Source organism: Nostoc sp. (assembly GCF_036916655.1).
In the GTDB taxonomy this organism is placed as follows: Bacteria; Cyanobacteriota; Cyanobacteriia; order Cyanobacteriales; family Nostocaceae; genus Nostoc.
The window spans coordinates 1-13,494 of record NZ_JBALFY010000052.1 but is presented as its reverse complement, the minus strand read 5'-3'; the positions used below and the strand labels follow the sequence as shown (position 1 = coordinate 13,494).

Here is a 13,494-nt window from a genome sequence, read left to right as displayed (position 1 = left end):
CTGCTTGGCTTTCTCTATTTTCACTGCTCCTCAAATTCCTGATCGAAAATTGCCAAACCTTTTATCATACCATAGAAAACTTTTGCAAGAGTTCTGCTGTTTTTGACGTTGAACAATTAACTGATCAAATTGCATAAGAAGCTGCTCTCGCGCACGAACTGCACGAGCAAACTTGCTTAAAGGAAATCGAATTGGAATAGATAACAGTCCACTACTCCAAGCCTCGTAAACTTTTTCTAAGTTATCATTTGCGGCATTATCAACACCTATAAACAACCTACAGGCAATATCAAGTGTGTATTTTTTCAGTTCAGGATACCAAGTGAAAGTTTTCATCTCTTCCCATTTATGCAGATAACGATGGGTCAACTGTTCCATTGTTTTGGCATAGTCAGCTAACGCTCTTGGCTCAAAGGACTGGAACAACTGTTTACGAAGTTTTTGGTGAGCAGTACCTGTCTTGACTCCAATTGAGTTGGCTCCTAGTAGCACCTCAAAACTTGTAGTATTAGTCATCTCAAATCGCTGACTTTCATTAGTGAATAGGAAACGTGTGGCATCTGCCCCAATAAAGACAATCGTTGGGCGACCAAATAGATGGGTTTTGAAGACTGCTCCATATTGCTTTTGTCGCTGCCCAATAAAACGTGCTGGCTCTTGCAAATAACTAATGGATTCACCAATGATGGGCAAACCCAAGCGACCAGGGGGTAATGGCAGTGTTCGTCCGCTTGAAAAGCTAGTCATGTTTTTTCTGACTTTTGAGTGAATATAAGTTATATTTACGATACGGTATCGTAAAATATAAGACAAGTCAACTCAATAACTGTTTGCAAGTTGTTTAAATACCGATGCCTTGAGATGATAATTGCATGAATAAACCCGCGAAAAATCTGCCAGGACGACCTCGTAACCTTCAATCTCATCAAGCCATTCTGCAAGCAAGCTTGGAACTACTATCAGAAGTAGGATATGAACGTACAAGTATTGATGCAATTGCAGTCCGTGCAGGAGTTAGTAAACCCACTATTTACCGACGCTACAAAGGTAAAGAAGAACTGATTGCATCGGCAATAGAAAGTTTTAGAGAAGAAGTTATTATCCCTGACACTGGTAGTCTTTGGGATGATATTGATGCTCTGATTGAGAATGCCGCGCAAGTTACGCTTAGTCCTTTGGGACGGCAGACTGTTGCCATGATTATCAGTAGTGCCTCAACTAGTCCTCAATTTGCTGAAATTTATTGGACAAAATATCTGCAACCTCGACGGCAAGCTTTTGCTGTTGTAATTGAACGAGCAAAAGTCAGAAATGAAGTTCACGCAGATTTAGATCCTAGTTTAGTTTTTGATATGATGAGTGGAATTATGCTTTATGCACAAATTTTTCAACCTCAGACTGAGCCTTGGCAAGTATATGTTCGTCGTGCAATACATCTTTTAATCAAGTAGCACGATGATGCCAAGTAGAACAGAGTCAATCAGCTTCTCTACGAGACGCTGCGCGAACGTTGTCAGGAAAAAATCAAGCCACTGGTGAAAAGGTGAAAGGCTGTCATCTTCGCGCAGCGTCTTGTAGAGCAGGTACTTGTTCCGCCGCGCCCATCGCTCAAAATGAATTTTCTTCCAAGAAAGTGATCGCTAATCAAACTCAGGGGCTTGTAGAACAGGGTCAATCTGCTTTCTTGCCAGGAGAAAACGAAGTTTCAGGTGCAGAAGTCAAAGCGGATCATGAGGGTGAAAGTTCCGCCGTGCCTGTCCCCAGTGCTGAAAAGTGGTCGCATGAGGCGATTGTTGCGCGGTCAAATATGCTACCTGTAAGAAGCGAAAAACTGAATCGAGCAGCAAATTCAGGGGAGAATCCGGGTTTTTACTTTTTGCAAGAGTGCTGGAATGATGACCCTGCTTTGCAGATTGTGATCAAGAAATTGCTGGTGAAGTTTCCACAGTGGGGTGTTGCGATTGTGGATGGGGTATTGGTTGATTGGAATGCTAAACTAAAATAATGCTAGAAGACCCAGAAAAACCCAAAGAACTTTGGATTAGTCGTGTTTGGTCTGAAAAGTATAAAGGGCTACTGAAGAAACCTCCCAACCCCGCAGACAATACGAAAACCAAAATAGTAGCTGAGGTAGTCGCAATCACAGTAGAAGCGATACGCGGAACGGCACTGCTCACGATTGAAGATCCAAGAACCACCCCGCAGTACGGTACGCCCTTGTTTTTGATAAAAATTATAATTTTCATCAAACCACGGGCTACCATCTGTGGGCGCTTCTTCATAATTATCGTGCCAATCGTCTAGACACCATTCCAAGACGTTTCCGTGCATATCGTATAACCCGAAAGCGTTAGCTACTTCAAAACTGCCCACGGGTGTAGTCTCTTCTCGATAAATTCCTTTTCTCCTCCGCCCATAAGAAGCTGACCATTTATACTTTTCGTTATCTGTACCCCTATAATTAGCAAGATCAGTTGTAATTGTCTCGCCAAAATGGAATGGGCTAGTAGTTCCAGCACGACAGGCATATTCCCATTCTGCTTCACTTGGTAGCCGATACCGTCTTTTTGTATGGGCAGCAAGGCGATCGCAAAACTCAACCGCATCATACCAAGAGACTTGCTCTACAGGTCGTTTATAGCGGTTCCCGACCTGGTTAGGTACGTTATCAAAGCTACTAACCTTGTTAAACAAGATTTGTGTGTACCTTATTAGACTAGGAAACGCTATACCACCTTTAAAATTCGATGGGTCGGGCTTAAGTTCCCGGTTTATTTGCGGCAAAGTAGCCACCACTCGCCATTGCGCCTGAGTAACAGGGTACTTGCCCATGAAGAAAGGAGGAACTGTGACTTCGTGCTGGGGGCTTTCCCATTCTTGACGTTGGGCTTCATCTTTTGGTGAACCCATCATGAATTTACCACCGGGAATGGACACCATTTCTAAGCTGACACCATTTCCTAAATCTTCGGTAATATACTCGGCTTGACGCTGTTCACGTTTAATATCATGTCCTTGGGCATTTACCGTTACCACTTCAAATTCAAAAACTGGCCGCTCATCTTTGCGGACAGAGGTAGACTCTGAAACTACTCCTCTGTCTCCTCCAGGTGAAGCAACGGGTTGAGTAATTGATAAAGTCTCGGAAATAGAATTGACAGGCTGTATTTGGCGTTGAGCTATCCTTTGAATTGCTCGAATTGCGTCTCTATCTGCACGAGATACTGCCAATACTCTAATCCACAGTTGTTCTGCTACTAATAAATCTCCCTCATTTTCAGCAATAGACGCTTGATATTTCAACGATTCTGCATCTTTTATTCTGGCTGCTTGCTCTACTAAGATGTAGTACATCTTGTAGGGTGGCTCCGCTTTCAAATAAGGATTTTGTTCAGTTTTTTTATAATTAGCATTTAATTGAGGTACTCTGTAACGCAAATGTTGCTCTAAACGTTCTACTGTCGCACAATTGGCCTCTCCCTGGATTCGTAGCCCTTCTAGTAAGCTATAGGTAAACGAACCGTGTTGTAATTCATCTATTTCCCAAGACTTTTGGTTTGGCGCACATGAGTAAAAGGTGATGACTCCCTTATGTTCCTGCGTTCCTACTCCTAACCCAGAGCGATCGCCTTCATCTCGACAAGCGTCTATTAACAAAACTACATTGTCTGCTCCACACCGCCGTAGCCTTTGGGTTACATAATCCACAGAGATCGCTGTTGTCTGATCTATTGGGTCACTATCCAAAAACATCAGGTAGTCTTGGTCTATAAAGCGCTTACCATGACCTGCAAAGAAGAACCACAAATTATCTTCTGGTTTCAACAATGGTTCTTCAAACTGTGCATTCAAAAATCGTTTGAATCTACCTTGTGTTGGTTGAGTTTGTATTGGTGGATTTGTTTTTATCGCCGGAGAATCTTCTGTAAACAGAAAAACTTGGTCAAAGTTCGCTTCATCCTCAAACCAAGCCTTCATCGCCTCAGCATCTCGCTTGGCATAATTGAGTGGCTGAAGATTATCGTAATTATTTATTCCAACAACAATTGCCCAATTTTTACCCATATCACTGTTGGCTATTTCCGCTTGAATTTGAAAGTCATTGCTCCTTTAGCACCAGCTTTTCCCCCACCAATGCCAAGCAAGCTGATTTGTCCTTCTCCAGTTATTTCTACTGATAACTCTACTTCATCAAGCTGTATCTTAGAATCCGGTTCATCAGCTTCCTCAAGTATTTCTCTCATTGCTTGCAGAAACCCTTTCATTTCCTGTTTGAGCTTCCCTACTTCTACCGCTTTTCGTCTGGTAATTACTAATTCCGTTGTTTCTGTGATTTCTGCGCCAAGCCTTCCTCCGATATCAAAACTACCTCTCGATCCTCTTGTAACTGCTTCATGGCTAGTTGCAGCTTCGGTTTCTTCTGTAATAATCCACATCATTTTCGGGGTGGGGATTTCTGCTGACATAAGATTTCTCTATTCCTCTCGGTTTAACTGGTTTTAGCAACTCTTCTACCGTTGTCAATCTCACTTCCAGGTCTGCTACCTTTTGTTTTAGTGGCAATGCTTCAGCGCATCCCAAATAATGAGACAACGCACCAACTACTACATCCGTTTTGGATGCACCTGTTTGTTCGGCATACTTATTCAGTTTCTCCAGCAGTTCTGGGGACAATCTAACTACAATTTGAGGTTTGACCATTGCAGACAACTTTTTGATTAACTGCATGACTCTGCATTACTATTATTCAGTATGATTACGTAAAATAGCAATGTGACTCGCAAAACTCTTAATTCCGCCGAATGGGGGGAGGCGGGCAAGGATGCTTATGTGTTTAAGAGTCGCAAGGGTAAAGGGATGAAGCCGCTGCATTGCACCACTCGCACCCATGTAGAGAATTTATAGCTATCCAGCCAACTAAATTCACCAAAAATTGGTATAAAATTACACAAAAATACTGAGGCACTTAGTCTTTTAAAAAAGACAGAATCAAGCAAATTTCTAGCTGAATTTATGTTTAAAAAGTTAGGCGTAACATCTGCTAAATGGATGCGGACAACGATAGAAGTATTCAGTAGCATCTTTCCTGTTAATGTAAAAATCAAAGTTTTTGAGCCATCACAAATTGATGAAGCCCAAAACTGGTTTACAAATACCCCTTGATTGGTTAGAGAAATTAATTGGGTACACTTTAAACGTACTGGACAGGCTCGGCAAGTACTACCCAAAAATCGAATGTAAAGAAGGAAACTACTTAAATGATCAAGTCAACGCTCGGCAGAGTCCCAATTAATCAACCAGGACTACTATGTGACCCCTATATTATAGATAAAGATAATAATGCTTTGATTGTGCCATCTGAAAATTTTACAATTTCCATTAGGACTATTTCAAAGCAACTTTATACTGAATATAAAGACCATTATTTGGCCGGTAAGTTTGGGAATGATTATGTTTCCAAAGTGCTTTAATCTGGTTGTAAGCATCTTCTGGGGCAAGCTTACCATTGGTTTGTAAACAGGTAATATAGCCAACTTTTTGTGTGAATTCTTGGAGATTGGCATTAAATACTAGGTTATCCGGCTTAACTTGACCGTAGTAGCGACTGTGAGGGGAAAGAAATTTGTTTTTGTCTGACTGATTAGGCTTGTCCATTAGTTCACTTGTCTCAATCAAGTTTGTATTGTATGTAGTTATCAGCATTAATTTCAGATTTATGCAAGTAGGCAAAAGTATTCGTCGAGACATTGGTTTTAAAGACAGAGACGAAATGATTAAGAAGTAAAAAGATAATCCCCATAAATAAATTGAGGGGAAGAGATTCTTTTTACCGAAGAAAGGCTTCAGCGCTGAGGGCAGAAGGCAGAAGGAATAAAATATAATTTTTGCCCTCAGCAATCAAGGGTTTAAAGCCCCTAATTTTATATATGAAAAAAAGAAAAATATGTATAACGAGTGGCACAGCGCATATTTACTGCGTCCCTATTGAACCCCTAAATTTATTTATGGGGCTTCCCTTCTACCAACTGAGACTCCAGCATAAGTGCCTTCTCAACGAAAGTCTACCGCCAGGTTGATATCACGTTTTGAAACTCAAAACTATGCTTTGGTTTGTGAATTTGAGTGTTGACGAAATAAGCCTGTCATACTCAAACCATTAATCAACAAACCAATTAATCCCAAACCGTTTAAAATTGGATATATTTTTTCTAAATGGATGATTTCTAAGGTATGAATTTGCAGAATAAATTGACCTAGTTTTCGTTGATGAAACCATCCATGGACAACAGTAAAACACATACCTGTTAGCACAGTCACAAACAAGGGCAGACATAGAATAATGGCAATCTGATGATGATATTTGCGAAAAGCTCGGTTCATAAGTAATTTCTAGTTAAGTCACTTTAAATTTATTAAAGATGCCCAAATCTGAAATAAAGCTTGTTTGTTCTTAATTTTCTACACTCCAATACCTGCAACTGAAAATCTGCTCTCTGCAAATAAAATTCTAGCTAAAGGTGGTTTGTTCATTTTCAAATCGGACAAGACGATAAGTAAACTACCACAGCTATATTCTTTAAGCAAAGTAAAATGCTATTCTTTGACGAGGATTTTGATGCCCTTTACTTGAAAAATTCATCTATCTTTAGAAATATTTTTAGTGAAAGTTTTCAATACATATTTGACATATTAATGACACAGTATTGACATAGATATAAATAAAATCTTTAAAAAAGAAGAAGTGCTGGTTAATGAATTAATCTACTTACATTCATCACAATTAAGTCAAAAAATTAAGACTTAAATCTCAAAATGCTCTCAGTAGTTCACGAGAGTAGACTTAGCTATTTGGGAAATTGTTTTAACCTCTAATATGCACCCCAATTTGAAAAAGCGCATTTTGGGGTTGGCAGACCAGTGGGGCGATGGCAGTTTTTCAAATTCACTTTGATCTCTCACTACAGGTGAACAGCAGAAAAAGGGTTGCAGACTCACAGTGATATCAAATTTCATACAACATTAAAGAATTGGAGAAATCTGAATGTCTACATTTACCGTTACCAATACCAACAACAGTGGTACAGGTTCACTGCGGCAGGCAGTTCTAAATGCCAATGCCATGACAGGAAAAGATATCATCAATTTTGGTGGACTGTTTACTGATGGGCTGGCTCATACCATCAGTCTGACTGGTAGTGGTCTGAGTATCACAGACAATCTGACCATTGAAGGCACAAATCAGAGCAAACTAACAATTAAGGATAATAGTGCTTCTCGTGTTTTTGACATCAAGAGTGGCGTAACAGCTGCAATCAACGGGCTGACTATTACAAATAGCTACAAAAACGCCGGAGGAGGCGGTGCCATCTCCAATGAAGGCGTCCTGACTTTGAGCAATAACATCATCACTAGTAACACAGCATACGACGGTGGCGGCATTTATAACACTGGCACGCTGACCGTGAACCACAGCACCATCACTGACAACACAGCACTTGATGGCGGCGGCGGCATTTACAACACTGGCACGCTGACCGTGAACCACAGCACCATCACTGGCAACTCGGCAAAGATACCCGCAGTCGGTAGTTCCTACGGTAGCTCCGGCGGCGGCATCTATAGCTCTGATGGCAGCCTCACAGTGAACTACAGTACCATCACTGGCAACACTGCGGAATACGGCGGCGGACTTGACAACAACTATAACTCTGGCAGTCTCACGGTGAACAGCAGCACTATCACTGGTAATTTTGCGGCACGCCTCGGCGGTGGCCTCGCCAACTTCAGTCAAAAAATTGGTAGCATTCTCACGGTGAGTAACAGCACCATCAGTGACAACTCGGCAAGCAAACAGGAGGGCTTCGGTGGCGGCATCTACAACGAAGGCATCATAAGTGTGATTAACAGCACTATCAGTAACAACTCGGCATTCCAAGCTGGCGGCGGCATTGCTGGTGGCACCATAACCGTGACTAATAGCACCATCACTGACAACTCAGCAGTCCAAGCCGGCGGCGGGGTCTATGGCTATTTGACCATAACCGTGACTAATAGCACCATCACTGACAACTCGACAAGTAGCCAAGACGGCTTCGGCGGCGGCATTTACAGTGGAGGTACTCTCTCAGTGAGTAACAGCATAATCAGTGGCAATTCGTCAGCCGGCGAGGGCGGCGGGATCGATGGCCGTTATGGTACTATAACCGTGAGTTACAGTCTCATCAGTGGCAACAACGGAGGTAACAAGGGCGGCGGAATTGATGTTAGCTTCGACAGCACCATCAGCGTTACTAACAGCACCATCAGTGGCAATACGGCAGTCGAAGGCGCTGGGATCTACAATAATGGCTATGACGATGGCCCCCGTGGCTCAGGCATAGTATATGGTAGCCTCGCGATAACCACTAGCACGATCAGTAACAATCATGCATTTACTGGAGGCGGCATCTACAATAATGGTACCCTATCGTTAAGCCACAGCACCATCAGTAATAACTATGCTAGCGACGATGGCGGCGGCATCTATAACTCTAGCTCTAACGGGAATGGCAGCGACAATCAATTAGGCGTCGTTACCGTGAGTTATAGCAGTATAACTGGCAATACAGCAGGCACAGCCGGCGGTGGGATCTACAATAATGCCGATGATGGTGGCGACTATTCTCACACTGTTACATACGAGCAATTAGGCATCGTTACCGTGAGCCATAGCACCATTAGTGGCAATCAGGCACATTTAGGCGGTGGGATCTACAATGATGGCACCCTAACGGTGGGCAACAGCATTATCAGGCTCAATAAAGCTTTTGGGATCGAACTCAGTTCTGGTAAATTCGAGTCTGGCAAGGGAGGCGGGATTTACAACTCTAACTCTGGCTATGCCACGGCCACATTAGACTACAGCACCATCGCTTCTAACTTTGACACTCCACAAGAAGATTCAACTAAGTTTATCAAGCTTGATAATCTCGTAGGTAAATTCATAAACATTGGTTCAGTCGTGAGAGTTTAAGTATTTATCTTAATATTTTTTACAAAGCGATTAAAAATTATCACCAAGCCAATCAATAGCTTGGTGATAATTCGTTGATAAACGTCCCCAGAACCTCTTGCTAATAGCTTTGAGACTGACAGTTTTTGGTTCGGATTTTGGGGATGATTTGGTCTGAACAGCTACGTGACAATCCAAACGGGATTGTCGATAGTTTGCCCAATTCGATACCCATCTGAGACAGCAGTCTAGTTTGATACTGGACTATTAGAGGCGTAACCCAATACTGCGTAAGTTTTGGAATTTATTGGTTGAGGCAAGGTTTCTTGAGCAAGGGGAGAAATTGAGGCTGACGTTGAGTTTTGCCTCAAGAGCTTCTCCGAGAAGTATTGAAGTGGGTTGCTTTCTGGCAACTGAGTCTCCTGCCTCCAGCATAGCTGCCTTCTGAACTAACTTAGCGATCCCGATCCTCGTTATGTCTCTCACGCCATTCACGTCTCTCATGTCTCTCACGCCATTCACGTCTCTCATGTTCTCGACGACGCCATTCACGACGTTCACGTTCTTCACGTTCTCTACGTATAAACGCTAACCTTGCTTGTTCTCGTTCTCGCCACTCATGTCGGTCATTGTTTCCCAAAATTACTTGTACTTGAGCAGATGCACGCTCTGCTAAAACACTCGAAGTTAGCAAAATGCCTAACAAGCAAGATGAGAGAATTCCTTTCATGTTCATAAGTATATACCTTTGATTGAAGCAGAAATCTATAGTCTTAGACTGCTTTCCTTCACAAAAGGTTCATTTTTTGGTAAGTAAAAAACCGTAGTAGTAAAACGGAAATCTGAATCATCAACAAAATTGAGCGAACCGACCGTCAAATGCTGACATAGCTATCAATTGAGAATTTGAGAATTGTTATTATTTCGGAACAGGTGTTAGCAAAAAAGCGTGTGTTGCACTACCATTTCCATATCTACCACTACTTACAATCTTACCCACATCATTAATGCCCCTCGCCTCCTCAAGAACTAGACCAGGGATAGGAGAAATCAGGGTATTAAGATCAAACAATTGACCGTGTTCATAGAGTATAGCAACACTTTTGCCACTAACAGTCTCTGCCGAACCGACCACAAGTCCTGCATTATTGATGCCATAAGCAGCCCCAGTGGGATATTTAGTGGTGCTAAGGTCTTGCACTTTGCCTTTGCTGTATAAGAAGGGATGATAATTTCCTGATTCGTTTTGATTAAACATCAGACCTACTATTTGTCCCTTTCTATTGATGCCACGAGCCATGCTGTAGCGGTAGCCAAGGGTACTAGAGATACCGAGGTCTTGCACTTTGCCATTGTCGAAAAGTACGGCTTGATCCGGTTGAGTGGAGCTACTTGAATAGCCTGCTGCTTGCCCTTGTGTCTTAATAGCATAGGCTGCGCTGACTGACCCACCTGGCAGGAAGCCAAGATTTCGCACATAGCCATTACTAAAAAGGAAAGCACCGCTACCGCTAGAACAGCATGTTGTACCGACTATCTGTCCAGCATTATCAATAGCGTAGGCATAGCTGTCATAATTACCCAGGAATGTGCCGAGGTCTTTGAGTTGACCACGACTATAGATAAAGGCGTGAGTTTTACGAAACGGAGGCTGACTAAGTGGCTCTGAGTATCCTACGACTTGTCCCAAATCATTAATGCCTGTAGCATAACTAGCATCTTCATTTGGTAGGATGCCAATGTCTCGTAGTTGACCATGACTATACAAGACAGCGTGAGGATGATTCCCATCAACGTTGCCTGTGCCTACCACAAATCCTGCATTGTTAATACCACTCGGATTAAAAACACCAAGGTCGGTAACAGAATACTTAGTAGCTGCATTGACAGCCCCATTCGTGACTTGACCCATCACCGTGAGGGTAGTCAGCGCCATAACAAGATTGCAACTATTTATTTTTACGGATTTCATTATTTTTGTGAATTTCATTTTTTTGGTAGAGTCGATGCCCGGTATTATCCGGGGCACCTCTCTGTTAAATCTGGGCGTGCGACTTTCACCGCACCCAGCTTCCGATGTTCTCAGCTTGCGCTTTTGCTCATGTGTTTGTAATCGTGGCAACTCTCATGAACTGCTTCAAGATTATTTTTCTTCCAGTTGGCGTGATTTCCGTCGATGTGATGCAGGTGAACCCGTTCTTCATCGATGAACTTTAAGCCGCAGGATGCACATTTATGGTTTTGCTTTTTAAGAGCTTTAGAGGTTTCACCATCGTAGAGCTTGCTGTTGCGTTCGCTCCAGTAGGCTGTATCTCCGTCATAGGGGGATTTTATTCCTTGAACCATGACGTGTTTGTTTTCGGAGTAAGGAACTGCCGGGAATGCCTTTTTAGCTAACTCTTTGCTAGTATGGCATGTCTGTTTGGGTTCTTTATTAAATACCGTGTATGCTCTGTGATTTAGGAACCAAAGAGAGTTTCTTGCTCCGTCCATCTTGCAGAACTTGTAGTAGTTTCTCCATCCCCTAATTATTGGAGCCAGCCTTGTGGCTTTTTCCTTAGCACCATAATTCGAGTTGTTGACAATGTGTTTTACTTTCTTGCGGAATGCTTTGAAGTTATCCACTGAGGGAGTACTTCTAAACTTTCCGTTTTTCTGGACTTTGAAGTGCCAGCCGAGGAAATCAAACCCATCTGTCGCGGCGGTAACTTTGGTTTTCTTTTGGCTTACATTCATTCCGCGTTTACGGAGGAACTCGCTGATTCTTTCAAGTATCTCTGTCGCCTCATCTTCGGGTCGGAGTATAATGACCATATCATCCGCATAACGGATTGATGGCTCGACAATACTTTTTGTTGGGGTTTTGTCTGTTATTCTATTGCCCCTTTTGTATTCCACATGGTATCTGTGGATACTTTCAATCCCGTTAAGTGCGATGTTAGCTAGTAGTGGGCTGACCACTCCCCCTTGAGGTGTCCCTTGTTCGGGGAATTCTGGGTTGACTCCTGCCTTGAGGCATCGGAAGATACCGAGTTTTAAGCCTTTTGGAGCGATGAGTTCGTCCATTATTGTTGAGTGGTTGATCCTATCGAAGCACTTTTCGATATCGAGTTCTATAACTCGTTTTTCTATTCCGTTGTTGGTGTCGCGGAGGTTTAAAAAGATGTACTTTTGTGCATCGTGGGCAGAGCGCCCAGTTCTGAACCCGTAACTCCTGGCGTGGAAGGTTGCTTCGTGGGCGGCTTCCAGTGCATATTTTGCAAGGCATTGCCAAGCTCTATCCGCTATGGTTGGTATCTTTAGCATTCTAGTAGTCCCGTCCTTCTTTGGGATGGGGATTTCCCGTAGTCCTTGATGCTTCCAATTTCCACAGTTCATTTTCAGTAATTCTTCAAGATTGAAGCGTTCTTCAAATGAGAGGGATTTTTTACCATCAATACCAGCCGTCTTTTTACCAGCGTTTAGCTGAGATACAAGTCTAATTGCAAGAAATCGAGCCGAGGTGGATTTAAGAATAAGCTTTTGGAGTGACCTTGCTTTCCGCTTGTCTCCAACTTGAACCGCTTTGTACACACGCTTTTGGAGGCGGAATAGGTTACGGCGGAATTTCTTCCAGGGTAACGCTACCCATGATTCACTAGTTTTGTAACTGTGCCTAATCATACTCTTCTCTAGTTTGTGTATTCTGAACACCTCAGACCAATTACGGTCTGTCCTACCCGAATTGTGGGGATTCCTCCGCTCGTCTGGGCTACTTGGGGAACGAAAGCCCCTAGACCCACAACTCGTTTTTATTCATTCCCTCGGAGAGATTGATTGTTCCTTTAGGTGTGGTCAATTCAACTACTGGATTCCCTAGACTCTTTGCCGCTATTATGACGAGGTGCGGCAGGAATTAATTAATTCTCCAGTGAAGTCAGGGGTTTTGTGTTACGCCCTGCTTGTAGTTAAGTTGCTTTTCTAGACCCGGTTTCACCGTGGGAACCCCCTGTTAGCGACAGTGTCAACCCGTAACGGCTGTCTGATTGCGCCCTGTTCCCAGCTTCACTCTACAAGAACCGAGCTTGTTCGGTGTGGGCAGGTAAGGAGTCAATTCTGAGTCTGAATGGCAAGGCTTACACTTGCATCTGACCGAGAGTTCAGCCTTTGGTGACAGTAATCTGCTGTCAGGCTAGATTAGTTATTTACGGACTTAATACCGTGATTCACTAATCAACGAATCGCACCGTCATCTACTACTAAGATTGTGCCTTTATCACCTCAATACTGCTCGGGTAAAGCATTTCTAACTCGGAATTGGGTTTTGGGAAAAGGTTACTGGGTTTAGGTTAAAGGTTTTTTCTTTCCCTTTCCCGCAACCCCATTCCCCAAAACCCGACAAGTATTGTTTATCACCTGATCTGTTTATTATAGCGGTTCTCGCTTGAGTGAAATACACAATGTGGGAAGATGATGAATGTTGTAGCAAAGTGTATCTGGAATGAAAGCATACTCCACTGACC

14 protein-coding genes are annotated in these 13,494 nt (G+C 42.9%); 4 read left to right on the top strand and 10 right to left on the bottom strand.

All coding sequences use genetic code 11. The features are described from left to right. Window positions 1-30: 30 nt before the first annotated feature. On the bottom strand, window positions 31-747 hold the full coding sequence (locus tag V7L31_RS13385) for a cytochrome P450 (RefSeq protein WP_334696670.1): 717 nt from the start codon (window positions 745-747) through the stop codon (window positions 31-33). A 125-nt stretch (window positions 748-872) separates the two neighbouring features. On the opposite strand from V7L31_RS13385, the gene V7L31_RS13380 reads away from it, so the two are divergent. Together V7L31_RS13380 and V7L31_RS13375 are read left to right on the top strand one after the other, a co-directional pair. Next, window positions 873-1,451, top strand: coding sequence for a TetR/AcrR family transcriptional regulator (locus V7L31_RS13380; protein ID WP_265276664.1), 579 nt, complete (start codon window positions 873-875; stop codon window positions 1,449-1,451). 59 nt (window positions 1,452-1,510) lie between these two features. Continuing rightward, on the top strand, window positions 1,511-2,005 hold the full coding sequence (locus V7L31_RS13375) for a hypothetical protein (RefSeq protein ID WP_334696669.1): 495 nt from the start codon (window positions 1,511-1,513) through the stop codon (window positions 2,003-2,005). 68 nt (window positions 2,006-2,073) lie between these two features. On the opposite strand, the gene V7L31_RS13370 is transcribed toward V7L31_RS13375, so the two are convergent. From V7L31_RS13370 to V7L31_RS13360, 3 genes are read right to left on the bottom strand one after another with little or no spacing between them, the layout of a single operon-like run. Continuing rightward, window positions 2,074-4,065, bottom strand: a complete 1,992-nt coding sequence (locus V7L31_RS13370) for an SUMF1/EgtB/PvdO family nonheme iron enzyme (protein WP_334696668.1) — start codon at window positions 4,063-4,065, stop codon at window positions 2,074-2,076. 11 nt (window positions 4,066-4,076) lie between these two features. Continuing rightward, window positions 4,077-4,466 carry a Pepco domain-containing protein gene (locus tag V7L31_RS13365; RefSeq protein WP_334696667.1) on the bottom strand — a complete coding sequence of 130 codons (390 nt, stop codon included), beginning with the start codon at window positions 4,464-4,466 and terminating at the stop codon, window positions 4,077-4,079. Beyond that, a complete protein-coding gene (locus V7L31_RS13360; protein ID WP_334696666.1) occupies window positions 4,399-4,728 on the bottom strand; it encodes a hypothetical protein in 330 nt (109 codons plus the stop codon). The genes V7L31_RS13365 and V7L31_RS13360 overlap by 68 nt, the downstream gene beginning before the upstream one ends. 285 nt (window positions 4,729-5,013) lie before the next feature. Between V7L31_RS13360 and V7L31_RS13355 the strand changes: the two genes are divergently transcribed. Continuing rightward, window positions 5,014-5,163, top strand: a complete 150-nt coding sequence (locus V7L31_RS13355; protein ID WP_334696665.1) for an STAS/SEC14 domain-containing protein — start codon at window positions 5,014-5,016, stop codon at window positions 5,161-5,163. A 222-nt stretch (window positions 5,164-5,385) separates the two neighbouring features. Here the strand turns inward: V7L31_RS13355 and V7L31_RS13350 are convergent, their stop codons facing one another. From V7L31_RS13350 to V7L31_RS13340, 3 genes are all read right to left on the bottom strand, one after another. Further along, window positions 5,386-5,655 carry a DUF7219 family protein gene (locus tag V7L31_RS13350; RefSeq protein ID WP_334696671.1) on the bottom strand — a complete coding sequence of 90 codons (270 nt, stop codon included), beginning with the start codon at window positions 5,653-5,655 and terminating at the stop codon, window positions 5,386-5,388. Between the two features lie 444 nt (window positions 5,656-6,099). Continuing rightward, window positions 6,100-6,381, bottom strand: a complete 282-nt coding sequence (locus tag V7L31_RS13345) for a peptidase (protein WP_334696664.1) — start codon at window positions 6,379-6,381, stop codon at window positions 6,100-6,102. 868 nt (window positions 6,382-7,249) lie between these two features. Beyond that, on the bottom strand, window positions 7,250-7,936 hold the full coding sequence (locus V7L31_RS13340) for a hypothetical protein (protein ID WP_334696663.1): 687 nt from the start codon (window positions 7,934-7,936) through the stop codon (window positions 7,250-7,252). Window positions 7,937-8,044: 108 nt separating this feature from the next. On the opposite strand from V7L31_RS13340, the gene V7L31_RS13335 reads away from it, so the two are divergent. After that, window positions 8,045-9,013 (top strand): hypothetical protein, encoded by a 969-nt coding sequence (locus V7L31_RS13335; RefSeq protein WP_334696662.1) that lies wholly within the window; start codon window positions 8,045-8,047, stop codon window positions 9,011-9,013. Window positions 9,014-9,446: 433 nt separating this feature from the next. On the opposite strand, the gene V7L31_RS13330 is transcribed toward V7L31_RS13335, so the two are convergent. From V7L31_RS13330 to V7L31_RS13320, 3 genes are all read right to left on the bottom strand, one after another. Then, on the bottom strand, window positions 9,447-9,728 hold the full coding sequence (locus tag V7L31_RS13330) for a hypothetical protein (RefSeq protein ID WP_334696661.1): 282 nt from the start codon (window positions 9,726-9,728) through the stop codon (window positions 9,447-9,449). A 183-nt stretch (window positions 9,729-9,911) separates the two neighbouring features. Continuing rightward, the gene (locus V7L31_RS13325) at window positions 9,912-10,928 is read right to left on the bottom strand and encodes a hypothetical protein (RefSeq protein WP_334696660.1); all 1,017 of its coding nucleotides are present in this window, start codon (window positions 10,926-10,928) and stop codon (window positions 9,912-9,914) included. A gap of 146 nt (window positions 10,929-11,074) precedes the next feature. Continuing rightward, window positions 11,075-12,655: a group II intron reverse transcriptase/maturase gene (locus V7L31_RS13320; protein ID WP_334696659.1), complete on the bottom strand. Its 1,581-nt coding sequence runs from the start codon at window positions 12,653-12,655 to the stop codon at window positions 11,075-11,077. Window positions 12,656-13,494: the final 839 nt, after the last annotated feature.